The sequence below is a fragment of the Sphingomonas sp. BL-S-05 genome, from assembly GCF_055521695.1.
Genome location: NZ_CM145499.1, coordinates 330,056 through 355,977, shown reverse-complemented (window position 1 = coordinate 355,977; position 25,922 = coordinate 330,056). Strand labels below are relative to the sequence as shown.

Here is a 25,922-nt window from a genome sequence, read left to right as displayed (position 1 = left end):
ACCGACCATGACCAAGCTCACCTCTACGCCTGCCGGCGCCGTGCTGGTAGCCATCGACATGTCCAAGAGCCGACAGGAGGTTCTCATCGAGCGACCGGAAGGCGGCCGGCGCCGGCGGATGACCGTCATGGCGACCAGGCAGGACTATGACGGCTTTGCCGAGCAACTCGCTGCTATCGGGCGCCCTATCATCGTCGGGTTCGAGGCGACGGGTAATTACCATCGTACGCTGGCGCACCGGCTGCTGACGGCAGGGTTCGAGCTGCGCCTCATCTCGTCGGTCGCGCTCGCCAGAACGCGCGAGGCGCTGCACAACGGCTGGGACAAGAACGACTCCAAGGACGCGCAGGTCATCCTGCACATGCTGCGGATCGGTGCGACGCAGCGCTACGTCGACCCGCTGGTGGCCGGAATCAACGACCTGCAGGAGCTCTCGAAGACTCACGAGACGATCTCAAGGATGAAGACGCAGACCTGGCATCGGATCCTGACCCACTACCTGCCGCTGTACTTCCCCGAGATCGCCCGCTTCGCAGGCAACAGCCGGTCCGACTGGTTCCTGGCGCTCATCGAGCGGTTTCCGACGCCGGCCACCATCACGGCGCTGGACCGCGAGGCGTTCTCGGCCGCGGCATGGCCGCTCATCGGCCGCAAGGTCTCCAAGGCACGCCTCATCAACGACATCTACGAGACGGCGTCCGCCTCGACGGCACTGCCGGTGCCGGAGAACTCAGCCGCCATCACCATGTTCCGCATGGTCATCGCGCAGGGCCGCAGCCTCATCCACCAGCGAGACGAGATCGAGCGGCTGGCCCATGCGCGGCTCGCCGATGACGTCGACTACCAGCTGCTGCGCAACATTCCGGGCATCGGTCCGATCAACGCGCTGACCATCCTGGCCGAGGCCGGTGATCTGCGGCGCTTCAACCATCATCGTCAGTTCCTGAAGTTCTGCGGTCTCGATCTCGCAACGTGTCAGTCAGGCACGTTCCGTGGCCGCACGAAGCTGTCCAAGTACGGCAATGCGCGCCTGCGCCGGACCTTCTGGATGGCTGCCCAGGTCGCCGCGCGTCAGCGCGACAACAGCTTCCGCGACAAGCTCGGACGATATGTTGCCGGGCACGCGGACGATGCCGACCGTCGCCGCAAGGCGATGACGGCGCTCACCGCCAAGATGGCGCGCGTGGCTCACGCCGTCATCAAGACGGGGACAGAGTACCGGCCGTTCCTCGAACGGTCGGATGCCAGGTGGAAGGACCCCTCTCTGCAAGTGCCGTGAGGGCGCTCGTCGAGCGACCCTGTAGATAATGTTCGGGCCTTCCACCTGGGTGCGTATCTCGTTTTAAGGATGGTGAGGACCACGGCCGCCTCGGCGCTGCTGGATCCTGTGTTTGCTATGGCAGGGAGCGATCCCGTTGACGGTGGGAGCCATCTGGCTCAGATTGCATGCCGCGCCGACGGTTGTCGGCGCATGGATATCTGCTGGCCAAAACCCGCCGCTGCTTCCCGACATAGGACGTTGTCGCTGACGATCATCTTCGGCCTGCCACGTTCGGCGATCAGATCGGCCAGCTCGCGCACGACGCGCCGGCCCGAGATCGACGTGTCCACCACCGCCCGGAGGCATTCGCGCGTCACGTCGTCGACGATGTTGAGCACACGGAACCGCCGGCCGGTGACGAGCTGGTCGTGCACGAAGTCCAGGCTCCAGCGCTGGTTCGGCAGCGCCAGCACCGGCGCGGGTGCCCGGCTGCCTGTAGCACGCCTTCGTCCTTTACGACGACGCACCGTCAGGCCCTCCTCGCGGTAGAGCCGCTGGGTCTTCTTGCGGTTGATCGTGATACCGTCCCGGCACAGCAGGATGTGCAGCCGTCGATAGCCGAACCGCCGACGCTGCTGCGCCAGCTCACGCAGCCTTGACCGCAGATCGCCATCATCTGCCCGGCACGAGCGATACCGCATGCTCGTGCGATCCGCTCCGACAACCGCGCATGCCCGCCGCTCGCTCATCCCCAACGTCGCCTGGAGATGCGCGACCGCTTGTCGCTTCGCGGCGGGCATCACCACTTTTTTGACAGCAGGTCTTTCAACCCCGCGTTGTCGAGCATCGTGTCCGCCAGTAGCCGTTTGAGCCGGGCGTTCTCCTCTTCGAGCGACCGCAGGCGCTTTGCATCGGACACCTCCAGGCCGCCGAACTTCGCCTTCCACGCATAGTAGGTCGCGCTCGACATGCCGTGCTTGCGGCACAGCTCCGTCACCACCGCACCCGCCTCGGCCTCCTTCAGAATGCCGATGATCTGCTCTTCAGAAAACTGCTTCCGCTTCATTCCGTCCGTCCCTTCGAAGGGCCGGTCTCTAGTTCCATCTGGATGAAGAAACGGGGGTCACGTCACATGGTCTTGGTGAACGCGCGAAGCCGGCGTGGGTCGATGCAGATCATGGGCAGCCCACGGGCGGCAAGCTCGGCACAGAGCCAGCGCGCTAGGCCGCCGATCTCCAAGCCGACCTTCTCGGGATGCACGTCGCGCTCCAGCAGCCAGTCAGCGATAGCGTTAGGCTCGGACGGTGCGGTGCCCTCAAACTCGATCGTTCCATCCTCGGAGATCACACAGATCGCCACCTCGGCCAGCGAGACGTCGAGCCCAACATACTGCAACATGGCATCACTCCGCGTCTGCCGGCCCCATGCCGGCCCAGATCACGGTGCGCGTCGAAGAGTGTGAACCGCAATCACCCCATCTATCGACTGACGGCGAAGCAGGCCGATCAGGATCGCGGACGGCGTGCTCGACCGGTTCATCGTCGACGCGTCGACCCTGTTCGTCATCGCGCGGTCGGCCAACGATACGGCCGACCCCGCCCGCGCCCGGCGATAACCACCGGGCGTTCACTCGCTGCATCTTACCGCGCGGGCAACGCGCAGGACGGGCACGTCACCGGATTGGCTCGCTCCATCATGCCCCCCGGCAAGGTCACCTCGAAGGTGAAGCCCGGCCGGGTCGACGCGCCCGGATAATAATCGGTGCTGACCGCCTGCGCCCCGCTGGCCGCGGCGGCATCGGCGCGGCGATGGTCGTTGGCACGGGCGTCGATCGTCGGCATGTCGCTGCGCGTCCGCACGATTTGCCCCGCCTTCACCCAGCCGCGGATCCGGGCGCCATCGACCAGCGGGTCCTGCACGATCTGCATCACGCCTTCGGGCGTGCCGGGGTCGTACCAACCGAAGATCGGCCGCCCGCGCAGCGACGGGTGGCCGGCGCGATACGCTTCGCCGACCTCCGACCGGACGTCGAGTACGAAATAGATCCGCCCGCGCGTCTTCGCCAGCGAAGGCCAGCCCCGCGTCCGCACCGCCTGCGCCAGCGACGGCGCGTCGCCGCGCACTTCGTCGGGGGTGATGACCCGACCGTGTTTCAGCACCGACCGGATTTCGGCGTCGAGTGCGTCGAGCAACGGCGCGGTCAGCGGCAGGGGATCGGTGATCCCCGCCCGACCCGACGGACGATCGGCGGCGTTGATGGTGATCATGATCGGCAGATGCCGGGGATGCGCGCGCGACCACGCATCGATCTCGCCAAGGCACCGGCGAAAGGTGATGCATCCCGACAGGTAATCGACATCGGGAATGTGAAACACCTTGAACCCCGGCTGCAGCATCGCCGCACGGTCGAAACCGGTCGTCTCGCCCGCTTCCTTCGCGATCCGCTCGCCCATCGGGTCGGCATACCGCCCGCCCGCCGGATCGGCGAAGATATCCAGTTCCAGCTGCCGCACCCCCCGGTCAAGCTGCGCGGTGAGCGGCAGATGATCGTAATCCAGCGCATCCGCCTCGCTTGGGTTGCGCGCCCGGATCGAAGCGAGGACGGAGGGCGGGATGCGGCGTTTGAAGCTGTTGTGTGATCCAATCACCTGCACGTCGTTCATCCGCTGTGCCACCGGTGCGCGCGGGGCGGCACCGGTGAGCACGATAGCGCCTACGATCAGCGCCAGAGCGCGCATCAGAACGCCGCCCGCACGCCGAACAGGACGGTGCGGCCGTAATAGTTGATTTCGCCGAAACGCAGCTTGCTGTCGTTGAACGTATATTGGCGCGCACCGGCCAGGTTGATGCCTTCGAGGCTGAAGGTCACCTGATCGGTCGCACGCACCGACAAATTGCCGTCGAGCGACCCGAACGCATCGACATAAGTGGGTGCCTGCACCGTGCTGCCGGTGCTCGACAGATACCGGTCGCGCCATACATAGGACAGCCGTACCGACAACGGCCCCTGATCGTAGAAGCCGACAAGGTTGAAGCTGTTCTTCGACAGCCCGATCAGCTGGTCGCGGATCGACCGCGAACCGGCGGTATAGTCGGCTTTGACCGACGTATGGGTGTACGACCCCTGCACGCCGAACCCGTCGAACGGCGCCGGCAGGAAGGTGAGGACCTGATTATACGCCATCTCCATGCCGTACACCTTGGCATTGCCGCCATTGACCTGCGTCGACAGGCGGACGACGCCACGGCCGGGAATGGTGATCTCGGTATTCTGCTGGGTGATGTAATCGTCCATCGCCTTGTAGAACACTGCGCCCGACAACATGCCGGCGGGTGCGAAATACCATTCGAGCGACCCGTCGAACTGGGTGGCGAGGAACGGCACCAGCTGCGGATTGCCGCCGCTGGCGGTCGGGGCGTCGGTCGACACGGTGATGCGCGGCGCGCTGTCGGTGACGTTCGGGCGGGTCAGCACGCGGCTGGCGGCCAGACGCCCGACCAGCGTCTTGGTCAGGTCGGCGCGCAGGTTGAAGCTGGGCAGCCAGTTGCTGAACGTCTTGGGGAAGCTGGCCGGGGTCGCGGTGTTGCCGCTGGTCAGCGTGCCGCTGGCGATCTGATCGGTATGGACATAGCGGACGCCGGCATTGCCGCTGATCGCGACCGTGCCCGCGTCGAAGCCGTAATCGGCGCGGAGATAGCCGGCCGCGATCTTTTCGCTGGTAAGGAACGACGACCGACGATCACCAAGCGTTAGCGGTGCGTTGGCGACGGCGGGCGTGAAGAACGCGTTCACATAGGCCGCGGTCACCGGCACCAGCCAGTTGCGCGGGGCGGTGCCGTCGACACCTTTAAGGAAATCGTCGAACGGCATCGCTTCATAGGCATTGGCGCCAAGGCTGGTCAGCGGGGTGTTCGCGGTCGGGGTCACGTTGAAATCGCGGCGGAAATAATTACGCTCGCGCCAGTGATATTCGCCGCCCGCCGCGATCTTGGTCAGGAAGCCATCCATGTCATAGCCGAGATCGGCACGCGAATAGACGTCGCGATCCTTGCTGTCCTTGGGCGCGATGTTGAACGGATAGAGGGCATAGCTGGCAGCGCTGGTCGGATCGACGGTGGTGGTGAAGGTCGGCAGGACCTTGTACCCGCCGCGCGCATCATAGGTCAGCGGGGCGAGGAAGAAGGCGCGGCTGCGCACCGTGCCCTCGCGGTAATCGGGGTGGAAGCTGTGGGCGCTCGACCAGTTGACGCTGCCAGAGGCGTGCCAGCGATCGGCGTTCCACTGCTGCTTTAACCCGATGGTCAGCAGGTCGTGGCGGTTGAGGCTATATTCGCGCGACGCCATGAAGCGGACGCGGTTGATCGTCGCTGCGACCAGCGTATCGCCCTCGACCACCGCCGAACCCGGCACGACCGAGGTACCGCTGTCGTCGGGATAGATGTCGAGGCCGAATTCGTCATAGGCGACGTCGAGCCGCGTCGCGATCATGTCGAGCGTGGTTTCCAGCTCGGCGGTCGGCCGCCACTGCGCCGACACGATCCCCGACACGCGCTTGCGGTCCTCGTTCTCGACGGTCGGGCGGGTGCGGGTCGGCGAGTAGAGACCGGTCGCAAGCCCCCCGGCGGCGCTGCTGGTATAGCGGTTGAGCAGCCAGCCGAAATTCATGAAACGGTCGTTGCGGACCGCCTTCCCCCAATATTGCGCGCCGGCGATGATGCCGAAAGTGCCGTCATCGGTGGTCGCGCTGCTCAGGATCGTGGCGTTCGGCTTCACCTTGCCGGTCTGGCTCGTATAGGTGCCGCGCAGGTTCAGCGTCGTGGTGTTTCCGACGGCAAGCGGGCGGAAGGTCTTGACGTCGATATTGCCGCCCAGCGCGCCTTCGGTCATGTCGGCGGTCGGCGTCTTGACCACGTCGATGCTCGACGTGAATTCGGCGGGCAGCATTTCGAAGCGGAATTGCCGCCCCTGCGCACCGCCATTTTCGATCAGGTCGTTCAGCGCGACGCTGCGGCCGTTGAGCAGCGTGTTCTGGAATTGCGGGCCGAGGCCCCGGACGCTGACATACAGGCCTTCACCGCGCGGGCGGGTGATGGCGACGCCGGGGATCAACTGGAGCGCTTCGGCGACATTCTGCGTCGGGAACTTGCCGATATCGGTCGAGCTGATCGAATCGACGCCGTGATCGGCACGGCGCTTGGTCTCGATCGCAGCGGAGATCGAGCGGGCGTAGCTGCCGTTGACAACGATCTCTTCGCTCTCTTCGGCGGCCGTGGCCGGCGATCCGCCGCTGGTCTGCGCGATGGCGATGGTCGGCGCGGCGATGAAGGCGAGCGTTGTGGTGGCCTGAAGCAGGCGGATGAACGATTGCATGAAATTCCCCCAGTGACGGCGGTTTGCGCCGTTCTTGAGGGCCGCCATTAAGGACGATCGATGTCGGCCGTGCGACGGTTTCGTTGCAATATTATTGCTTCTGTATAAACGCTTTCCGAATTTGAAGCGCCCGCAATCCTTGCGCTTTATCGCCGCGCAGGCGTTGCCTCTGGCTTCCAGCCCCACGCCTGCATCATGACGCCGAACAAATGGTGTTGGGGAAATAGCCGCGCACCCGTTCCGCACCGGCGCCGATCGCCGACGCGGCAACCTCCTCGCCGGTATGGGTGCGATTGACGAAGACGTTTTGAAGCCGGACCGTATCCGCCTTGGCATCGGTCGCCTTCCACGCATCATAGCCGGTCAGCACGTCCTGCCTTCGGCGACCGCCATCGACCTGCAACCCGAAGCTGTGATCGGCGGTGAAGATCAGCAGCGTATCCTTCAGGTCGACGCGCTTTTCGACCTCGGCGACCAGCTTGTCGAAATCGACGACATTGCGCAGCCCCTCGCGCGGATCGTCGGTATGTGCGTCCCATTCGACCACCAGCAGATAGCCGGTCGGCGATTGCCGGAGAATATCGAGCGCCTTCAGCGTCGCGGCGCGCGCGTCCATCGTGTCGCCGACCACGACCGGCCGCCGCTTGCTGGCCGGGACGGCATCGAGCGTGGCATGGATCGGGCGCTTGCTTGCGCGGGCGATCGCATCGAAACCGGTGCCGCGCGCGGCGAGTTGCTCACCGATCTGGCGACGGCCCGCCCCGAACAGCACGTCCCGCCCGTCACCGAAGCGCGGCGCAAACGCCTGCGGAAAATCTCGCCCCATTTCTTGCGGTCATTCGCATGGGCATAGGTCGCAGCCGGGGTGGCATCGGCGATCGACTGGGTGGTGACCATGCCAGTCCGCAGGCCATGTTCCTCGGCATATTCGAGGATCGTCTTGGTCGGGATACCGTCCGCCTTAGCCGCGCACGGCGTCCGGCCCCTGGCTGATGACACCGTTGCGCGTCTCGCGATTACCGATCAGCCTGGAGGAACGCTCGCCGAGAGCCTAAATGATTTAAGGTCCAGGGGCGACGTGATCGCAATCGAGGCTGATGTGACGAAGCCAGACAGCATCTCCGCCCTGTATGGCAAAGTGACCGCGGACCTTGGAGCACCTGACATCCTGGTTAACGCCGCTGGTGTCACCGGGGCCACCGGCGACTTCCTCGACGTCGACGACCAAGGTTGGCTGAATACGCTCGACATCAACCTGATGGGCGCCGTCAGAATGTGCCGTGCTGCCATCCCGGCGATGCGCTTACGCCGATGGGGTCGGATCATCCTGTTCTCGTCCGAAGACGCGGTGCAGCCCTATGTCGACGAACTCGCTTACTGCGCGTCGAAGGCAGCGATCCAGAACCTGACCAAGGGTCTCTCGAAAGCCTACGGGTGCGATAACGTGCTGGTGAATGTCGTCATGCCCGCCTTCATCACCACGCCGATGACCGACAAGATGATGGAGAAGCGCGCAAACGAGATGGGCGTCAGCGTGGATGAAGCGATTGAAAGCTTTCTGGAAGAAGAGCGTCCCGGTATGGCCCTTAAGCGCCGTGGACGTGCCGATGAAGTCGCGGCGGCGGTCGCTTTCCTCTGCTCCGAGCGGGCAAGCTTCATCAACGGTGCAGCACTTCGGGTGGATTCGGGCTCGGTTCAAACGATGGCTGTTTCACCCACTACCGGACGTTCACGTTGCTCTGCTCGCTTCCCAGCTTCAGACATTGGCTTAGGTAAGCCGATGCACCCGGATCGACATTAGGATCGGGCTTTTCTACCTCGCAACTTCGCGTCAGGCGCGGCCCGGAGGATACGATGATCAGCGACGGAGAGCGTGATGATGGTCTGGACGATCGGTGGCGCGATCGGCTCGTAGCGATCGGAAAGGGAGTCGCCGGCGCCATCCCGCTGGCAGGCGGGGTCGTCGCTGAGGTCGTCGGCATGGTCATACCGGGACAGCGGGCCGATCGCATCGCGACGTACCTTCGTGCGCTGGAAATGCGCGTCAGCGGGCTGGCCGAAGAGGTCAGGAACGGCCTACCGAGCAACGCGGAGAAGATTGGCTTGATCGAGGAGGGCGGGTTCCAGTCCGCTAGAGCGACCTCGAGCGAGCGCCTCGATCAAATAGTGGAAGCTGTCAGCCGTGGTCTCGGCGAGGAAGACGCGGACGTCGTGCGGCGAAAGCGGCTCCTCATCCTTTTCGGCGAGTTGGACGACGACGAGGTAGCGCTCCTCAATGCCTACGGCAGATCCTATGCCGGCGCCGACCGCCAAGCCTTCGAGAAGGTCAATCGACCACCGCCCGCGCACCTTCGGTCGCCGACGCTGGATTTGGAGCGGAACCGGCTTTTCGAGTTAGGGCGCGAGCATCTGGTGCGCGCTGGCTTGCTGAAGAAGAACTACGGGAACGTAAAAAAGGGGCAGCTCCCCGAATTCGATGCAAACAAAGGTGACTTTAAGCACACGGTGGAAGTTTCGCATCTTGGTCGAATGCTATTGAGAGAGATCGGTCTGGAGACCCCATTCGATGCGCAACAGACCAGATAGGCACAGTTTGCAGGCAATATGCCCGTGCGAAGGTCGTCTCATCAGATCGACTCGGGAAGCTTGGCCGCAGATTTTAAACCGACAATTGGATGATTGCGTTGTTTTCTGGACGAAAAATAGACATCATCCGAACGTCGCCTGGCGCATTACCGTTGAAAGCGATCAAGCGGCTTGCGAGTGCGACAACGCAATGCAACGAACTTTCATTCAGACGGCTGCCGACAGCAAGGACCCAAATCCGGTCGTTCTCGCCATTTTCGTCGCTATCCTGAAGCAGTCGTTCGTTCATCTCGTTTCGTACCCGCCTTCAGCATGTACCCGTCAGATAAGATTTCTCTTTTGTTCTCTATTGAGCTAACTCACAATCGTCATGCCAGTCTGACCTGAGAACCACTGACTCTACCCAATCGATTGCGAACAGCTTTCGCAAAAATGCTCGATTCCGACGCGCAGGTGCGCGGCGTGAGCATCGTGGCAGTCCACACCTCCGCAGGGTAGCCCACCTTGAAGATGGACGCTGCTGGGATCCAGAGTACAGGTGCTGGCGCACCAAGGCACCACGCCGCAGGTTTGGCGCACGGTGTGCTTCCCGGCATCACGCAACCTCCGCGCGCACTCGCCGTTGGGATCCTGCCCACGATCACGCCGCGTCGTGCTGGGGAGGAGACGAGGATAATGGACCTGCCGACCGGAGTGTCGCTCGATAACGACGGAACTGATGCCAATCAGCCGCCAATACTGCCCTTCCTCCATATGTGGACGCAGGCCGATGGCGGCAGCCGGATCGACCTATCGCACATGACCGGATTTGAACAGAAAAGCGTCGGTGGCGGAGCGGACCCGCAATGGATGCGGCCGTTTCCGGGCGAGGTAAGCGCGATCAATTTCGCGGTACTGCCGGTGGGCTGGGTCGGGGATTGGCATGAAAGCCCCAAACCGCAATGGGTGATCCCGCTGCGCGGTCGCTGGTTCATCGAAACGATGGACAGTAACCGGGTGGAAATGGGGCCGGGCGATATCCATTTCGGGCACGATCAGGGCACGACCGACAGCAAGGGACACCGTTCAGGCCAAGTCGGCAACGAACCCTGTTTCCAGATCATGATCCAGTTCACTACGTCGCCCGCGGCACAGACGCGCGACCCGTTTGAGGCATGAGCGACATATCGGCAACGCCGCTCGTCCCAATGCTGGTGCCGGCACGTTTACGCTCGCCCGGTCCGCCCGTACCGACCGACGTAGCACCGCCGGTGATCCGACACGCGGATGCGCGAGCGGTGCTCAACGATGCAAGGATCGTTACGCTGTACGATCAGGCGAGCTGGAGCGAAGGGCCTGCATGGTGGCCCCGCGAGCGGACGCTAGTATGGAGCGACATCGTCGGCCGCCGCGTGATGGGTTGGCGCGAGGATGGCGCAGTCGACGTACTTCTCGATGCGACACCGTTCATCAACGGCAATGCGGTGCTGCCGGATGGTGGACTGGTCCACTGCGAACACGGCCGCCGTGCGATCAGCCGGTCCGAGGGCACCGGCGTCGCGACCCCCATCGCATGGATGGCGGAGGGTAGCCGATTGAACGCGCCCAACGACATCATCGTTGGTCCCGATGGCGCGATCTGGTTCAGCGATCCGACCTTCGGCCTTGAAAATCCGAAGCAAGGCGTGCCCACCTGTTCGGAAAGCGGGCGCACCGCCATCTGCCGGATTGGCGAAGATGGTGTGGTGCGGCGCATGACCGACATGACGCAACCAAACGGCCTCGCCTTTTCGCCCGATGGTTGCACCTTCTACGCCTCGCAGACCCCCGAGCATGGCGAAGGCGAAGTTGCGATCCATGCGTTCGATTGGGATGGGACCGCACTGTCGAATCAGCGGCGGTTCGCGACCATGGACGACGGGATACCCGATGGCTTCACCGTCGACCAACGGGGTTGGCTGTGGAGCAGTTCAGGCAGGGGAATCGAACTTTTCGACGCCGCCGGTACCCATCTCGCCACCGTGCCGACGCCCGGGACATGCAGCAACTGTACGTTCGACAGCGACGAAACCCGCCTATTCGTGACCGGTGGCGAGTGTTTGTGGATGCTGCCGCTAGCCTAGCATGGTCACAATCGATCGACCCAACCCACGGAAATAAAATTCTCATAAATTATTGATCAGAATTAAGTTCTGCCCGCTGCGGACGCTTGGGAACACGAACACGCCTGCGTCGTCCAGCAGGGAACTCCGCTGGACGAGGCCCCATGACACGACCAACCTTGGTATTTCTGCACGCACTCGGCGCAAGTAGCCGAGAATGGGATCTGGTGCGTCGGCATTTGCCAGACCACCCCTGCCTCGCGCTCAACCTTCCCGGGTTCGGCGAGCGGGCTGATGACGGCTATGTCGATGTCGCGGCGATGGCCGACGACCTTGCCGACACGATCCGCGCGCAGCGGCTGACCGCGTGCGTCCTGGTAGGGCACAGCATGGGTGGCAAGATCGTCACGCTGGTAGCGGCCCGTGCGACGGCGGGCGAGGAAGGACTTGCCGGTATCGTCGGCGTAGTGCTGGTCGCGGCCTCGCCGCCCGCCCCCGAACCGATCGAGGATGACCGCCGGACGCAGATGATCGACTGGGTTGCGGACGGTCCGATCGCGCGCGCCGATGCGGAAACCTTCGTAGATGCCAATTGCGCCGCTCCGTTGCCCGATTCACTGCGCGAACAGGCGATCGCCGATGTCGAGCGGTCGAGCCGCGAGGCGTGGCTGGGCTGGCTCGAGCGCGGCAGTCGGGAGGATTGGGCGGCGCGCGTCGGCGAGGTCGGAATTCCCGCACTGATCCTAGCCGGAGCCGAGGACGGCGACTTAGGCGAGGCGGCTCAGCGCACCTTGAACCTGCCGCGCTACCCGAATGGCACGGTCATCACGATCGACGACGCGGCGCATCTGATTCCCTATGAACAGCCCGAAGCGCTGGCAAAGGCGATCGCGGGCCATAGCGCCGCCGTTGCGGCGGCATCACTTCCGGCGGGGTTCGTGCGGCTGCTCGGGTCGGATCGGGTCAGCCGCCGGACGCGCGCGGCGATGCTTGCGCGGACCCGGCCGGTCTCGCGGGGGGCGTTGGGCTGGTCGGACGCCGAACTGGAGCTGGTCGCTGCACTGATCGCGCAGGTGTTACCCGACTGCGGCATCGATCGCGGACTGGCCCGGCGGGTCGGCGTGGCAGTACAGGGGCCGGGCGATGGCTGGCGTTTCGCCGACTTGCCACCCGACCCGGTGGCATGGAAACGGGGCATAGCAACGCTCGACCGGATTGCCGACGGTTTCGCAACTTTACCCGGTGACGCGCAGCGCAACTGGTTGCAGCGGATCGACGCCGGAGAGGCGGGCGCTGCCGACGATCCCGATTACTTATCACCCACGCAGATGGCGCTGTGGTTCGCTGACGTTCGGGCGGAGATCGTGCGCCAGTGGATGGCGACCCCGGCGGCGATGGCCGCGATCGGCTATGACGGCTTTGCGGTCGGCGGCGATGGTCCGCGCAAGCAGGGCTATACCCGCACCGCCGCCGAGGACACCGAACAATGGCAGCACAGCCCGGAGACGACCGCATGAGCCGCGCTCCCTTCGCCACCAGCGAGATCGTAGATGCCGTGATTATCGGCACCGGTGCCGGTGGCGCTCCCCTCCTGTCGCGGCTCGCGAAGGCCGGTTTGTCGGTGGTTGCGCTGGAGGCGGGTCGCGCCTTTCGACCGCACGAGCATGTCGCCGATGAACTGGCCGCCGACATCTATTGGATGGAGGAGCGCTTGAGCGGCGGCGCGGACCCTACCGCGTTCGGATCGAATAATTCGGGCATGGGCGTCGGAGGATCGACGCTTCACTGGGGTGCCTTCTGTCCCCGTCCCGATTCGCGCGACCTGCGGCTCCGGTCGCTGACGGGCGAAGGCGCCGACTGGCCGATCGATCATGCCGAACTGACCGGCTATATCGAACAGGTCGAGGATTTTACCGGGGTGTCCGGCCCGACGCACTATCCCTGGGATGATGGTCGCCGCTACGCCTATCCACCGGTCCCGCGCAATGCTCCTGCGGACGCGATGGCGCGCGGCTGTGCCGCAGTCGGCATCACCGCCACCGACGCGCCCGCGGCGCTGGTGTCGCGCGACCGCGATCAGCCCCACTGGGGTCAGCGGCAGGCGTGCGTCAACTGCGGCACGTGCCACCAGGGGTGCCGCAACGCCGCCAAGACCAGCATGGACACCAGCTACCTGCCTCACGCGGTCGCGCATGGCGCAGAACTACGCGCCGAGGCGCGAGTGCTGTCGTTCGAGTTCGACGGCGATGGGCGGATTAGTGGTGTCGTCTATCGCCAGCACGGGGCAGACCATCGTCAGCGTTGCCGAGCGGTATTCCTGTGCGCCGGCGGTGTCGAAACACCGCGGCTGCTGCTGAACCTCGGCATCGCCAATTCGAGCGGGCAGGTCGGCCGCAACTTCATGGCGCATGTCGCGACGCAGGTCTGGGGCCGCTTCGATGCCGAAATGCGGATGAACCGCGGCTACCCCTCGTCCCTCATTACCGAAGACTTGTTGCGGCCCGACAACGCCGATTTCGCCGGCGGCTATCTGATCCAGAGTCTAGGTGTATTGCCGGTCAACCTTGCGAGCGGCCTCACACGAGGTGCGGGGCTGTGGGGCGAGCGCCTTCAAGCACTGCTGCGCAACTATAACCGGATGGGGGGGATCGGGATCAACGGCGACTGTCTTCCGCACCCCGACAACCGCCTGACCTTGTCGGACGAAACCGACGCGTTCGGTCAGCGCAAGGCGCGGATCGATTTCAGCTATCAGCCGAACGAACGGGCGATCGACCGGCACGCGCGCCGGACGATGACCGCGATCTGGGAAGCGGCGGGCGCGCAGGACATCTTTGCGGTCGACCGGTCGGCGCATACCATCGGCACCTGTCGCATGGGGACCGACGGAGACAATGCCGTGGTCGACGCCGACGGGCGCAGCTTCGACATTCCCAACCTGCTGATCAGCGACAATTCGGTTTTTCCGAGCGCCCTTGCCGCAAACCCGGCACTTACCATCATGGCACTGTCGCTGCGCACGGCAGATCGCTACCTCGCGGCGAAGCGGTAACGAGACACAATTCATACAATTCACGAGGAGGCTCCCATGATCGCCCTGAACAGCGCCACGGCTGCAGAACTGGACGAGGTGCCACAACTGAAAGGGCATGGTTTCGAAATCGTCCGATATCGCGAAGAGCGAGGTCGTTTCGATGATGTGCGACAACTTGAGGAGGTACCGGGCCTCGCAGGTAAGTGGCAAGGCGCAGAGGCAATCGTATTAATAGATTAATGACCCACTTCCTGCCATTCGAGGCTGCTCTTCGCCTTTCCGCATTCAGCCATTCGTTCACCTTGGCGACCGCAGGCGATTAAGAGGGTAGCTTCCTTTGAGCGCGCCGTCGCCATTCCCAAAAACGATCGAATTTTGCGAACACGACTGGCTTCCAAAACCGATTTGCGAGACGCCTTTTGAGAAAGGGCCGTGGGACCGATTGCCTCAGTGACACGTCCCATATGCACAGCTAGTTAGCCTTCGTGCAGGCCGTCCGGCAACTTCTCGCGCAACGCCATTTTGCCGTGCTGCTGTGCGCGGTGACGCTGCTGCTGAAGCTGCTGGTCCCCACCGGCTACATGATCGACAACGATCATGGCCGCATGACCGTCACGATCTGCTCGGGCTTCGGTCCGGCGACCGTGACGATGGACATGCCGGGGATGCATGGCGACATGCCCGATCACGGCAAGTCCAAGGATCACGGCAAGGCGGAAATGCCCTGCGCCTTCTCAGGGTTCTCGGCCGCGATGCTGGGGTCGATCGATCCTGTCCAGGTTGCCGCGCTGATCGTCTTCATCCAGGCCCTCGGCCTGATCGCGATCGTCCCGCCGCCACCCTCACGCCCAGCCTATCTACGGCCTCCGCTACGCGGACCACCTTCCTGCCTCTGACCTGTCATCCCGCGCCGCTTCAGCCGGCGCGACCATGAGTTGCGGTCCGCGTCCTTAGCCGTCGGGCCGGTCAAAGGTATTTCCGATGCTTCGAATACACCTTATGGCGGGTGCCGCTGCGCCCTGCCTGCTGCTGGCGATCCCGGCTGCGGCACAAACCCGCGACACCACTGACGACCGCACCGACGCGACGATCGTCGTCACCGGCCAGCGCGATCCACTGAAGCTCGACAATCAGGCGCAGGCGAGCAGCCGCCTCGGATTGTCGATCCGGGAGACACCGGCGAGCGTCGAAGTGCTGACGCAGGACGATCTCCAGGTTCGCGGTCTGCGCACCGCGCGCGAGACGTTCAACGACGTGGTTGGTGCTATCGCCGGCAACGTGCCGGGCAATCCGGCCGTCGTCAGCTTGCGGGGCTTTGCCGGCAACACCGTGTCGATCCTTCAGGACGGCGTGCGGATTTCGACTTCGACCGTCGTTCAGCGCGACAGCAACAACTGGCACTACGACCGGATCGAGGTGCTGAAGGGACCGGCCTCGGTCCTCTACGGCGAGGGCGCGCTGGCCGGTGTCATCAACAAGGTGACGCGCAAGCCGGTGCTGGGCGAACGCCACCTCGACACGCTGCTGTCGGTCGGGAGCTTCGACACGGTGTTCGCGGCCGGCGGGGTCAACCTGCCGGTATCGTCCACGATCGCGGTGCGGGCGGACGTCAGCTACCAGCGATCGGACAGCCTCTACGACGTGGACAACAACGACACCTTCTCGGCCGGGCTGACCGCGAGCGCGCTTTGGAAGCCAAGCGATCGCCTGTCGCTGCTCGTCACCGTCAATCATTTCGAGGATCGCTATGACGCCACCTATCAGGGCCTGCCGCTGATCCCCGGCCAATATGCGCTGCGCCCGACCGATGCCGTCACGACGGCGAACGGCCTGGTCGCCGATCGCGCGCTGCGCCGGCGTAACTACAATCCCCAAGGCGCCTATTCCGGTGCCGATGAGACCACGGTGCGCTCGCGGCTCGACTGGACGATCGGCAGCGGGTGGACGTTCGCGCTCGACCTGACCGGTTATACCGCCGATCGCGCGTTCGTGCTGGCGGACAGTCAGACCTTCGTCGCACCCACTGCGGTCTTCCCCAACGGCAGCTTTCGCCAGAGCTATCAGGACTTCCGCCACGATCACCAGTTCTGGAACGCGCGTGGGGTCGTGGGCAATGACAGCCGCGTCGCGGGGCTGCGCAACCGCTTCAGCTTAGGGGTCGAGCATAACGACACCGACTTCACCAGCCTGCGACAACAGGCTCCGGTGGCAGCGCTGCCGGCCGTGGACGTGCGAAATCCTGCCGTTGTGCCGCTGCCGACAGGCACGGCAATCTTCACCACCACCAACGTCACCTTCGACTCCAAGCTGAAGCAGACCTCCGCGTTCGCGGAGGATGCGCTGAACCTGACATCCAAATGGCTGCTGGTGGGCGGGGTGCGCTGGGACCACATCGCGCTCGATCGGACGACGATCCAGAACGCGACCGGCGCGTCCGATCGCAACAGCCCGACCTTCGACCCCGTGTCATGGCGGGCGGGCACGACATGGGACGTGACACCGGGCCTGACGCTCTACGCGCAATATACGACCGCGGTATCGCCGGTGTCCTCGATCCTGCTGGCCTCGATCGCCAACAGTCGCTTTCGGCTGACCAAGGGCCGCGCCTACGAGGCCGGGTTCAAGGCGAACGCGTGGGGCGGTCGGGCAAGCGTCACCGGCGCCGCCTATCGCATCGAGCAGAAGGACATCCTGACGCGCGATCCGGCTAACCCGGCGCTGGCCGTCCAGGGCGGGCGGCAATCCTCGCAAGGCGTCGAGCTGTCCGCGGTAGTCTCTCCAGTGAAGGCGCTGCGCCTGTCAGGCGGCGTGTCCTACACCGACGCGCAATATGACGAACTGTCCGAACTGGTGAGCGGCGTCCGGATCGATCGTAGCGGCAACCGCCCGATCAACGTCCCTTCGACCACGGTCAACGCCTCGGCGCTTTACACCATCGCGGACAAGGTGACGGTGGGCGGCTTCCTGCGGCACGCCAGCGCCTTCTACACCGACACGGCCAACACGATCCGGGTCGCAGGGCATAATGTGCTGGATGCCAGCCTCTCGTTCCCGGTCGCACCGCAAGCGACCCTGACGCTTCGTGGTCGGAACCTGACAGACGCCTTCTACGGCGAATATTCCGGCTACCCGACCACCAACGTCTATATCGGCGCGCCCCGGTCGTTCGAGGTTGCGCTGGCGACGCGGTTCTGATGGCCGCGCACCCGCGATCGGCAGCGACGCGCGCACGCATTCTCGTGCGCCGCGTTCATCTGTGGCTGGGGTTGAGCCTGGGACTGCTGTTCGCGGTGCTGGGCCTTACCGGGTCGGCGCTGGTATTCTACACCGGCATCGATGCCGCGCTCCATCCGGTGGTCGAAGCCGGACCGGGCGATTTGCCGCATGGCCTCGCCTCGCCGGCATGGGATCGCGCGCTGGCGACCGGGCGCGCCCGCTGGCACCATCCGGGCGACAAGTGGACGCTGGAGGTGACGGGCGAAGGCGGCCCCATTCCCGCCCGCTACTACCCGGCGTCCGGGCACGGCCACCATACCGATCGGATGATGGTCTGGTTCTCGCCTGACGGCACCCGGATCGTTCGTGCCGAGCCGTGGGGCGGCTATCTAATGAGTTGGCTCTACCAACTCCACATGGCGCTGCTTGCCGGCGACCTCGGTGGTCGGGTGGTGGGCTGGTCGGGCGTGGCGATGCTGGTGCTGCTCGTCAGCGGCATCGCGGCGTGGTGGCCGCGTGGAAGCTGGCGCAAGGCGCTCGCCTTCAAGCGCGACGCCGCGCCGATCCGCCGGCTGCGCGACCTCCACAAGCTGTCCGGCCTGTGGAGCATGGCGCTGCTGTTCGTGCTGGTGGCGACGGGCGTGCTGCTGGCGCTGCCCGCCGTCACGCAGGCGTTGCTGGCTCCCGCGACCATTCCCGCGCGGAGATCGGCAGGAGGAGGTGATCGCCAAATCGCAATCATCCAAGCGCTCGACGCGGCCCATCGCGCTCTGCCGGACGGACGTATCGTCTTCATCGACATGCCGGGTGCCGGCGATGCACCGATCCGGGTCCGGTCGCAGGTGCCCGGTGATCCGCACCGACGCTTCCCCGGCAGCTACGTGTTTATCGACCAGTTCTCCGGTCGTGTGCTGGCCGTGCATGATGTTCGCCGGGCCGGCACCGGGACCGCGCTTTCGAGCTGGGTTCGCACGCTGCATGACGGCACGGTCGGCGGGATGCCGACACGCATCCTGGCAGTGTTGATCGGCTTCGTTCCGACGATCCTGTTGGCGACAGGCATCCTTCATTGGCTTCGCCGGCGAAAGGTTGCACGCACGGTTTGACTGGTTTGGCACCAGCTTTCCTAATCAGGAACGGCTGCGAGACCGCCCCGGCGTTCTCACTCGGGATCGCCAAACGGATCGATAGTGGCCCTCCCGGAAGTATATCGCGCGGTGAATGGCGACACACCAAATTCTCGAATAAGCACGCGAGAGTAGCGCTGTTTTATATATCTGCTATGCTGGATATATGGAAAATGAGTCAGCTATCGTTGCGCTTGGGGCGTTGGCGCAGGGAACGCGCCTGGATGTGTTCCGTCTGCTGGTGCGCCACGAACCCGATGGCATGGCAGCCGGCGAAATAGCCCGTCAACTCGACGTTCCGCAAAACACCATGTCCGCGCATCTCGGCATCCTTTCTCGCGCCGGCCTGGTCCGATCAGAACGCTATAGCCGATCAATCATCTACCGCGCTGACCTCGATGGCCTGCGAGCGCTGACCCTGTTCCTCGTTAAGGACTGCTGCGCCGGCTCGCCCGAACTGTGCGCCCCGCTCATCGCCGAACTCGCTCCCTGCTGCTGAAAGGACGCCCGGAATGGCCGACAATGCGCCCGTCGATGTCATCATCTATCACAACCCCGACTGCGGCACGTCGCGCAACGCGCTGGCGATGATCCGCAATGCCGGCATCGAGCCGCATGTCGTCGAGTATCTGAAGACGCCGCCCTCGCGCGCGCTGCTGGTCGATCTGATCGATCGCGCTGGCATGACGCCTCGCGATCTGTTGCGCGAAAAAGGCGCACGCTATGAGGAGCTGGGCCTGTGCGACACGTCGCTGTCCGACGAAGCGCTGGTGGACGCGATGATGACGCACCCGATCCTCATCAACCGACCGCTGGTCGTCTCGCCGCTCGGCGTGAAGCTGTGCCGCCCGTCCGAAGCCGTCCTCGATATGCTCCCGACCGGGCAGCGCGGCGCGGTTGCCAAGGAAGACGGAGAACAGGTGGTCGATGCTTCGGGCCAGCGCATCGCCTGATGCTCCCTGCCGTCCTGATCTTCTTCGCGACGATCGCGCTGGTCATCTGGCAACCCAAGGGCCTCGGCATTGGGTGGAGCGCAATGGCCGGGGCCGTCTTGGCGCTGCTCGCAGGCGTCGTCACCCTGTCCGACGTGCCGGTGGTATGGGGCATCGTCTGGAACGCGACCGCCGCGTTCGTCGCGATCATCGTCATCAGCCTGCTGCTTGATGAAGCCGGCTTCTTTGAGTGGGCGGCGCTGCACGTAGCCTGCTGGGGTGGTGGACATGGTCGTCGGCTGTTCGTCCTGATCGTGCTGCTTGGCGCAGCGGTGTCCGCGCTGTTCGCCAACGACGGCGCAGCGCTGATCCTGACGCCGATCGTCATCGCCATGTTGCGGGCGCTCGGGTTCAAGGACAAGGCGACATTGGCATTCGTCATGGCGGCGGGGTTCATCGCCGACACCGCCAGCCTGCCATTGGTTGTCTCAAACCTCGTCAACATCGTGTCGGCCGACTTCTTCAAGCTCGGTTTCGCAGACTATGCCGCCGTGATGGTGCCGGTCGATCTTGTGTCGATCGCCGCCACGCTCGGCGCGCTGCTACTGTTCTTCCGACGCGACATTCCAACTGACTATGACGTGGCCGCGTTGCGAGCACCGACTGACGCGATCCGCGACGGTGCGACCTTCCGCGCCGGATGGATTGTACTGGCGCTTCTGCTCGCCGGCTTCTTCCTGCTCGAACCCATCGGCGTGCCAGTCAGCGCCGTCGCTGCTGTCGGCGCGATCCTGCTGCTCGTGATCGCGGGGCGGGGCCGTGTGATCGAGACAAGAAAGGTCTTGCGCGGTGCGCCGTGGCAGATCGTGATCTTCTCGCTGGGCATGTACCTGGTTGTTTACGGCCTACGGAATGCCGGTCTGACCGATCATCTGGCGGCGCTGCTCGATCGCACCGCGCAAGGCGGCGTGTGGGGCGCGGCGCTGGGTACGGGTGTGATAGCGGCCGTCCTGTCGTCGGTGATGAACAACATGCCGACCGTGCTGGTGGGCGCGCTATCGATCGACGCCGCGCACGCGACCGGAGCGGTCAAGGAAGCGATGATCTACGCCAACGTGATCGGCTGCGACCTCGGCCCCAAGCTGACGCCGATCGGCTCGCTCGCAACCCTGCTTTGGCTCCATGTCCTCGGGCAAAAGGGCGTGCGGATCGGATGGGGCTATTATTTCCGGGTCGGAATCACGCTCACCGTGCCCGTCCTGCTCATCACGTTGGCGGCGCTTGCGCTGCGGATCGGACTTGCCTGATGCCCCTTCGCGACCTTGCCGACCCCGACCATCTGCCCGCGCTCGATCGACGCTATGCGCAGGGTCAGCCCGCTCTCGGGCTGGGCGCTGGCGATCCGCCGCCCCGCATTCTGCTTCTCTACGGATCGCTGCGGGAGCGTTCCTATTCGCGCCTTTGCGTTGAGGAAGCGGCGCGACTGCTCCGCTTCTTCGGCTGTGAGACGCGCATCTTCGATCCCGCAACCCTGCCGCTGCCAGATCAATATGTCGGCGACGATCATCCCGCCGTCCATGAGCTGCGCGAGCTGTCGATGTGGTCAGAGGGACAGGTGTGGTGCAGCCCCGAGCGCCACGGCCAGATTACCGGCATCATGAAGCTGCAAATCGATCATTTGCCACTGTCGATGGGCGGGATGCGTCCGACGCAGGGCCGGACGCTCGCCGTGATGCAGGTGTCGGCAGGGTCGCAGTCGTTCAACAGCGTCAACAGCTTGCGCGTGTTGGGCCGGTGGATGCGGATGGTGACGATCCCCAACCAGTCGTCGGTCGCCAAGGCGTTCAACGAGTTCGATGATGCAGGACGCATGAAACCGTCGAACTATTACGACCGGATCGTGGACGTAATGGAGGAGCTGGTGCGTTTTACCGTCCTGTTGCGCCCGCATACCGCGCAACTGGTCGATCGCTATTCGGAGAGAAAGGACGCCGGTGTGCCGATCAACGCCGCCACAGACCTGTCCAGCATTGCGACCTCGCCGCAATCCTAATGGTGTTCCCGTTTGGGAAGGTCGAACAAGACGGATTTGGCAACTACCGTCTTCCTCAATCGTCCGGCGGGCCGGCATTTCCGAAATCTGTTCCCGATTGCGTTTTCCCAGAACGGTCTGTTGAACATGGAGAAACGGGACTGCTGAGGGTTGGCGGATCGGCCAATTTCGGGATGCCACACTGATTCACAGAATGGCCGGAAATGGCTCGCTACCGGGCGGGCAGCCTAGCGACCGCGAGGACCCAACATCGGTCGTTCGAGCACCTTTGCACGCGATCCGAAACCGGCCGTTCATTCATCATCAACAGGCATGTTGATCGACACCGGTTCTGGCTGGCGTGGCCGCTGTAGGCAGGGAAGCGGACATTCGCGCGATCGCATAATCTGGGTCCGCTAGGGTTAGAAGCGGACCCATGCCGGACAGATCAGGCGGGAAAATGAATTGCGCATAGTTTGTTGCCGTCAGGGTCACGAAAATAGGCAAGTTCGACTGTCCCCAGCGATGCCGTATTGCGCGGGCCAGGCGGGGCTTCGATCAAGGTGCCACCGTTGGCGACCGCGGTATCATGAAGCTGCTTCACTTGTTCGGGCGTGTTGCACGAGAAGGCAACGGTGCTACCGTTCGCCACGCTCGCTGGTTCGTCGTTGATCGGCTGGCTGACAATGAAGTTAGTTCCGCCGCCGTTATTGTAGATCAGACGTATATGGCCGCTGTCGGCTACGTTCCTCGTCCCTTCCCCTGCACCCAAGGTGCCGAGCACCGTATCGTAGAAGCGCTTGGAACGCTCAATGTCGTTCGATCCCACCATGGTGTGGAAAAGCATGCATACTCTCCTTGAGGCTGATCGACTTTCGATCCCCACTAGCCTTCTCACCTAACCTGCCCATAGGCTGCGGTCACCCCCGGGTCGTCGGGATGTCCGCAATCGCGCACGAGCAAACGATCCTCTCCTCGCCGGTAGGGCTCCCATCTGGCCGTTCAGCGGCGATGCCCTCGGTCCAGAGACCAGCCGCTCGTTTCATGCTGAGGGCGGCCGTTTCGGATCTATTGTCGGCCCCTGCTACGGTGCCGACACGCATCTTGATGGCAACCCGACGAGCCAGGCCGCTTTCTCCGCCAACGGCCCTGCGACCATCCCGGCAGTGGCCTTACCAACGCCGCGTCAGAAGCACCGGGCCACTACCGACCCTGATGCGGAGGAGTTCATACGGTTTCCGGCGCAGGTCGCGGCCGCCATGAAAGCCGGGCTGGCGGTGAAGCTGGTTCGCGGTAAAGTAGAGATAGCCATCGGGGCCGATCGACAGGGTATCGGGCCAGCTGATCCGCGGATCGCTGACTAGGGTCGACCACTGGCCGCGATCGAGCACCCGGATCGCATTATGTTCGTAATCACCGGCAAAAACGCGCCCCCGATCGTCCTCGGCAATGCCGTCGGACGCCCCCTTGCGCCCCATGCTGCGAACCGCGCGGGCCAGTACCTCCTCGGAAACCGATGGATCGCGCAGCAGCGCCGTGGGCACGGCATGCAAGCTGCGGCCCGAAAGCGGCCCGTAATAAAGCATGCTACCATCGGCGCTCAGCGCGATCGCATCGCTGGCGATGGCGACCGGTGTCGCGGGTCCGCTGGCCGGACGGTTCATCAGCACCTCGCCGTCGACGACCGGCGTGAAGCCCGGCTCCGGGTTGGTCGTCGCGTGGCCGGACAGGTGGCGGATCGCCCGTCCGCTGGCGATGTCGACGACGATAATGCCACCGACGCCCGCGTTGCTGCTGTCGGTGATGTAAGCGGTGCCCTGCTCCCCCTGCCGCAGGTCGAAGCGCACGTCGTTGAGATAGGTCGTCGGCAGCACGACGCTTGGGGGCAGGACGATCGTCTTGACCATCCGGTTGGTCGCGAGGTCGATCGCTACCAGCTTCGCGCCACCCGCCTGGGGCGGCGCGAATTTCGGCGCCGCCGTGTCGAGCACCCACAGGCGGTTCGCGCCATCGGCGACGACGCTCTGCACCGAGATGAAGTGACCGGCCGGGTTGGCGGAATCAGGGCGATTGGTCGCGGCGTCGGGATAGGGCACCGCCTTGCCGTCGACCAGCTCGGCGACCGTGAACGGCGCCCGGTCGCCCCATTGCGGGAAATTGACGAAGATGCGGCCGTTGGGCGCGACGGTCACGCCGGTTGGCATCGCGCCATCAAACGCGGCAACCCGCTCGATCCGGGGAGCCGGAGCCGTGTCGCGGGCCGTTGCTCCGACCGTGATAGAGGCTACGGCAGCGGCGGCGAGAAGCAATGTGGCGGGCCGTTTCATCGCGTCATCTCCTTCAGGATACGGCCCGCCTCATGCGGCTCGGACCTGAGATATTGCGGCGGCGCCTTCACCGAAGCGCCAAGCGCGGCGGCGGCGTGCCAGGGCCAGCGCGGATTCCACAAGGCGGTGCGCGCGATGGCGATGGCATCCGCATGTCCGTCCTGCAGGATCTGCTCGGCCTGCTGCGGATCGGTAATCAGGCCGACCGCGATGACGGGCATCGTGACCGCGTCCTTGACCGTCCGGGCCAGCGGCACCTGATAGCCGGGACCGACCGGAATCTGCTGGCGCGGATCGAGGCCGCCGCTCGACACATGGATGGCGGCGCAGCCGCGCTGTTCCAGCGCTTCGGCAAATTGCGCGGTTTCGTCCGCCGTCCAGCCGCCCTCGACCCAATCGGTCCCCGACACGCGGACAGTGACGGGCCGGTCGGCGGGAAACGCCGCGCGCACCGCGTCGAAGATTTCGAGCGGGAACCGCATCCGATTTGCGAGACTGCCGCCATAGGCATCCTCGCGATCATTGGAGAGCGGCGAGAGGAATTCGTGCAGCAGATAGCCATGCGCGGCATGGATCTGAATCGCCTCGATCCCAAGCCGCGCTGCCCGCCGGGCGGCATCGGCGAAGGCATCGCGTATCCGCGCCAGTCCCGTCTCGTCCAGGGCAACGGGCGCACGATCGGTTTCGGCATAGGGCACCGCGCTCGGTGCGACCGTCTGCCAGCCATTCTCCGCATCCGGCGCGATCTGCGCGCCCCCGTGCCACGGTTTGGCACAGCTCGCCTTCCGGCCGGCATGCGCCAGCTGGACGACGAGCGGCACGTCCGACCAGCGGCGCACACTGTCGATCACGCGCCGCATCGCCTCTTCGGTACGGTCGTCGTACAGACCGACATCGCCATAGGTGATCCGCCCTTCCGGGCTGACCGCGGTGGCTTCGATCGTCAGGGCGCCCGCCCCCGCCATGGCGAGCTGGCCCAGATGAATCTGGTGCCAGTCGGTCATCGCGCCGTCCTCGGCGGAATATTGGCACATCGGCGCGATGACGATGCGGTTGGCGAGGTTGAGTCCGCCGAGCGTCAGCGGTTCGAACAGTCGGGCCATTATGCGTCTCCTGTGGAGGGCAGCGACGCCGCAGGATCGGCGGCGCGCGGTATGGTCTGGAGATTCCGCACGATCACGCCGCCTGATCCTTCAGGGCGTCCATCACGAGTTCCGCCGTACGGGTCGCGCTCGCCGGGTTCTGGCCGGTCACCAGATTGCCGTCGCGCAGGGCGAAGGGGGCGAAGTCCGGGCCTGCCTCATGCTGGCCGCCGAGTTCCTTGAGGCGGGTTTCGAGCAGGAAGGGCACGGCCTCGTCCAGTCCGACCGCGCGTTCCTCGCTATCGGTGAATCCGGCAACACGTCGACCGGCGACGAAGGGCGTGCCGTCCGCCTTCTTGGCCGAGACCAGCCCCGCCGGGCCATGGCAGACGGCGGCGACGATCTTGCCCGCGCGGTCGAACCGCTCCACCAACTGCGCCAGTTCCGCGCTGCCGGGATAGTCGAACATGGTGCCGTGGCCGCCGGGCAGGAACAGTGCGTCATAGCCGTTGGGGTCGATGCTGGTGAACACCGGCGTATCGGCAACCTCGGCCTTCAGCGCTTCGTCCTTCAGATAGCGTTCGACCGAGGCATCGTTCTCGCCGTCCGCATTGACGCTGCGCTGGTCGACCGGCACCGCGCCGCCCTTGATCGAGGCGAGCGTCACGTCGGCACCGGCATCGCGGAAGACGTAATAGGGGGTGGTCAGCTCTTCCAGCCAGACACCGGTCGGTTCGGTCCCCGGGGTCATGCGGTCGGCGGACGTAGTCACCATGAGGATACGGGTCATCGTCAAAACTCCTGCTGCGTGGACGTCGCGAACGCGGGGTGCCCGCCACCGCACCCACGACAACGAGGCGATAGGGCTCTGCG

General features: G+C 64.6%; 22 protein-coding genes and 3 pseudogenes. 15 read left to right on the top strand and 10 right to left on the bottom strand.

From position 1 onward, the window contains the following. The first annotated feature begins 7 nt into the window (after nt 1-7). A pseudogene (locus ACZ1JS_RS01555) lies at nt 8-1,304 on the top strand (IS110 family RNA-guided transposase). Nucleotides 1,305-1,518: 214 nt separating this feature from the next. Here ACZ1JS_RS01555 and ACZ1JS_RS01550 read toward each other — a convergent pair. From ACZ1JS_RS01550 to ACZ1JS_RS01530, 5 genes and pseudogenes are all read right to left on the bottom strand, one after another. Further along, nucleotides 1,519-2,327, bottom strand: a pseudogene (locus ACZ1JS_RS01550) (IS3 family transposase); the annotation flags it as partial. A 62-nt stretch (nt 2,328-2,389) separates the two neighbouring features. Beyond that, nucleotides 2,390-2,659, bottom strand: a complete 270-nt coding sequence (locus ACZ1JS_RS01545) for a hypothetical protein (RefSeq protein WP_465167407.1) — start codon at nt 2,657-2,659, stop codon at nt 2,390-2,392. A gap of 242 nt (nt 2,660-2,901) precedes the next feature. After that, nucleotides 2,902-3,999: a Ca2+-dependent phosphoinositide-specific phospholipase C gene (locus ACZ1JS_RS01540; RefSeq protein WP_465167406.1), complete on the bottom strand. Its 1,098-nt coding sequence runs from the start codon at nt 3,997-3,999 to the stop codon at nt 2,902-2,904. After that, complete coding sequence (locus ACZ1JS_RS01535; RefSeq protein WP_465167405.1) at nt 3,999-6,632, bottom strand: TonB-dependent receptor; 2,634 nt, start codon at nt 6,630-6,632, stop codon at nt 3,999-4,001. The genes ACZ1JS_RS01540 and ACZ1JS_RS01535 overlap by 1 nt, the downstream gene beginning before the upstream one ends. A gap of 193 nt (nt 6,633-6,825) precedes the next feature. Next, nucleotides 6,826-7,458, bottom strand: coding sequence for an alkaline phosphatase (locus ACZ1JS_RS01530; protein ID WP_465167404.1), 633 nt, complete (start codon nt 7,456-7,458; stop codon nt 6,826-6,828). Between the two features lie 69 nt (nt 7,459-7,527). On the opposite strand from ACZ1JS_RS01530, the pseudogene ACZ1JS_RS01525 reads away from it, so the two are divergent. Both ACZ1JS_RS01525 and ACZ1JS_RS01520 read left to right on the top strand, forming a co-directional pair. Beyond that, nucleotides 7,528-8,340, top strand: a pseudogene (locus ACZ1JS_RS01525) (SDR family NAD(P)-dependent oxidoreductase); the annotation flags it as partial. 146 nt (nt 8,341-8,486) lie between these two features. Further along, entirely contained in the window at nt 8,487-9,218 is a 732-nt protein-coding gene (locus ACZ1JS_RS01520; protein WP_465167403.1) for a hypothetical protein, read from the top strand. Between the two features lie 73 nt (nt 9,219-9,291). Here the strand turns inward: ACZ1JS_RS01520 and ACZ1JS_RS01515 are convergent, their stop codons facing one another. Then, a complete protein-coding gene (locus tag ACZ1JS_RS01515) occupies nt 9,292-9,507 on the bottom strand; it encodes a hypothetical protein (protein WP_465167401.1) in 216 nt (71 codons plus the stop codon). Between the two features lie 215 nt (nt 9,508-9,722). Here ACZ1JS_RS01515 and ACZ1JS_RS01510 point away from each other — a divergent pair, with 215 nt between their 5' ends. The 12 genes from ACZ1JS_RS01510 (at nt 9,723) to arsH (ending at nt 21,661) form a co-directional block, all read left to right on the top strand. Next, entirely contained in the window at nt 9,723-10,376 is a 654-nt protein-coding gene (locus ACZ1JS_RS01510) for a hypothetical protein (protein ID WP_465167400.1), read from the top strand. Then, nucleotides 10,373-11,320, top strand: a complete 948-nt coding sequence (locus tag ACZ1JS_RS01505) for an SMP-30/gluconolactonase/LRE family protein (protein ID WP_465167398.1) — start codon at nt 10,373-10,375, stop codon at nt 11,318-11,320. The genes ACZ1JS_RS01510 and ACZ1JS_RS01505 overlap by 4 nt, the downstream gene beginning before the upstream one ends. 143 nt (nt 11,321-11,463) lie before the next feature. Then, nucleotides 11,464-12,816 carry an alpha/beta hydrolase gene (locus ACZ1JS_RS01500; RefSeq protein ID WP_465167397.1) on the top strand — a complete coding sequence of 451 codons (1,353 nt, stop codon included), beginning with the start codon at nt 11,464-11,466 and terminating at the stop codon, nt 12,814-12,816. Next, nucleotides 12,813-14,351, top strand: a complete 1,539-nt coding sequence (locus ACZ1JS_RS01495; protein WP_465167396.1) for a GMC family oxidoreductase — start codon at nt 12,813-12,815, stop codon at nt 14,349-14,351. Before ACZ1JS_RS01500 ends, ACZ1JS_RS01495 begins: the two co-directional genes overlap by 4 nt. A gap of 36 nt (nt 14,352-14,387) precedes the next feature. Continuing rightward, nucleotides 14,388-14,573 (top strand): helix-hairpin-helix domain-containing protein, encoded by a 186-nt coding sequence (locus ACZ1JS_RS01490; RefSeq protein WP_465167395.1) that lies wholly within the window; start codon nt 14,388-14,390, stop codon nt 14,571-14,573. Nucleotides 14,574-14,818: 245 nt separating this feature from the next. Continuing rightward, entirely contained in the window at nt 14,819-15,229 is a 411-nt protein-coding gene (locus tag ACZ1JS_RS01485) for a DUF2946 family protein (RefSeq protein ID WP_465167394.1), read from the top strand. A gap of 85 nt (nt 15,230-15,314) precedes the next feature. Beyond that, on the top strand, nt 15,315-17,528 hold the full coding sequence (locus ACZ1JS_RS01480) for a TonB-dependent receptor (protein ID WP_465167393.1): 2,214 nt from the start codon (nt 15,315-15,317) through the stop codon (nt 17,526-17,528). Beyond that, nucleotides 17,528-18,655: a PepSY-associated TM helix domain-containing protein gene (locus ACZ1JS_RS01475; RefSeq protein ID WP_465167392.1), complete on the top strand. Its 1,128-nt coding sequence runs from the start codon at nt 17,528-17,530 to the stop codon at nt 18,653-18,655. The genes ACZ1JS_RS01480 and ACZ1JS_RS01475 overlap by 1 nt, the downstream gene beginning before the upstream one ends. A gap of 187 nt (nt 18,656-18,842) precedes the next feature. Then, nucleotides 18,843-19,175, top strand: coding sequence for an ArsR/SmtB family transcription factor (locus tag ACZ1JS_RS01470; RefSeq protein ID WP_465167391.1), 333 nt, complete (start codon nt 18,843-18,845; stop codon nt 19,173-19,175). A 13-nt stretch (nt 19,176-19,188) separates the two neighbouring features. Next, nucleotides 19,189-19,629 carry an arsenate reductase (glutaredoxin) gene (gene arsC, locus ACZ1JS_RS01465; protein ID WP_465167390.1) on the top strand — a complete coding sequence of 147 codons (441 nt, stop codon included), beginning with the start codon at nt 19,189-19,191 and terminating at the stop codon, nt 19,627-19,629. Further along, nucleotides 19,629-20,915 (top strand): arsenic transporter, encoded by a 1,287-nt coding sequence (locus ACZ1JS_RS01460; protein WP_465167389.1) that lies wholly within the window; start codon nt 19,629-19,631, stop codon nt 20,913-20,915. Before arsC ends, ACZ1JS_RS01460 begins: the two co-directional genes overlap by 1 nt. Next, nucleotides 20,915-21,661, top strand: a complete 747-nt coding sequence (gene arsH, locus ACZ1JS_RS01455) for an arsenical resistance protein ArsH (protein WP_465167388.1) — start codon at nt 20,915-20,917, stop codon at nt 21,659-21,661. The genes ACZ1JS_RS01460 and arsH overlap by 1 nt, the downstream gene beginning before the upstream one ends. A 427-nt stretch (nt 21,662-22,088) precedes the next feature. Here the strand turns inward: arsH and ACZ1JS_RS01450 are convergent, their stop codons facing one another. From ACZ1JS_RS01450 to ACZ1JS_RS01435, 4 genes are all read right to left on the bottom strand, one after another. Beyond that, complete coding sequence (locus ACZ1JS_RS01450) at nt 22,089-22,487, bottom strand: VOC family protein (protein WP_465167387.1); 399 nt, start codon at nt 22,485-22,487, stop codon at nt 22,089-22,091. A 325-nt stretch (nt 22,488-22,812) separates the two neighbouring features. Beyond that, nucleotides 22,813-23,967 carry an L-dopachrome tautomerase-related protein gene (locus ACZ1JS_RS01445; RefSeq protein ID WP_465167386.1) on the bottom strand — a complete coding sequence of 385 codons (1,155 nt, stop codon included), beginning with the start codon at nt 23,965-23,967 and terminating at the stop codon, nt 22,813-22,815. Next, the gene (locus tag ACZ1JS_RS01440) at nt 23,964-25,070 is read right to left on the bottom strand and encodes an NADH:flavin oxidoreductase/NADH oxidase (RefSeq protein WP_465167385.1); all 1,107 of its coding nucleotides are present in this window, start codon (nt 25,068-25,070) and stop codon (nt 23,964-23,966) included. The genes ACZ1JS_RS01445 and ACZ1JS_RS01440 overlap by 4 nt, the downstream gene beginning before the upstream one ends. Nucleotides 25,071-25,143: 73 nt before the next feature. Next, nucleotides 25,144-25,839 carry a type 1 glutamine amidotransferase domain-containing protein gene (locus ACZ1JS_RS01435; protein ID WP_465167384.1) on the bottom strand — a complete coding sequence of 232 codons (696 nt, stop codon included), beginning with the start codon at nt 25,837-25,839 and terminating at the stop codon, nt 25,144-25,146. Between the last annotated feature and the right edge of the window lie 83 nt (nt 25,840-25,922).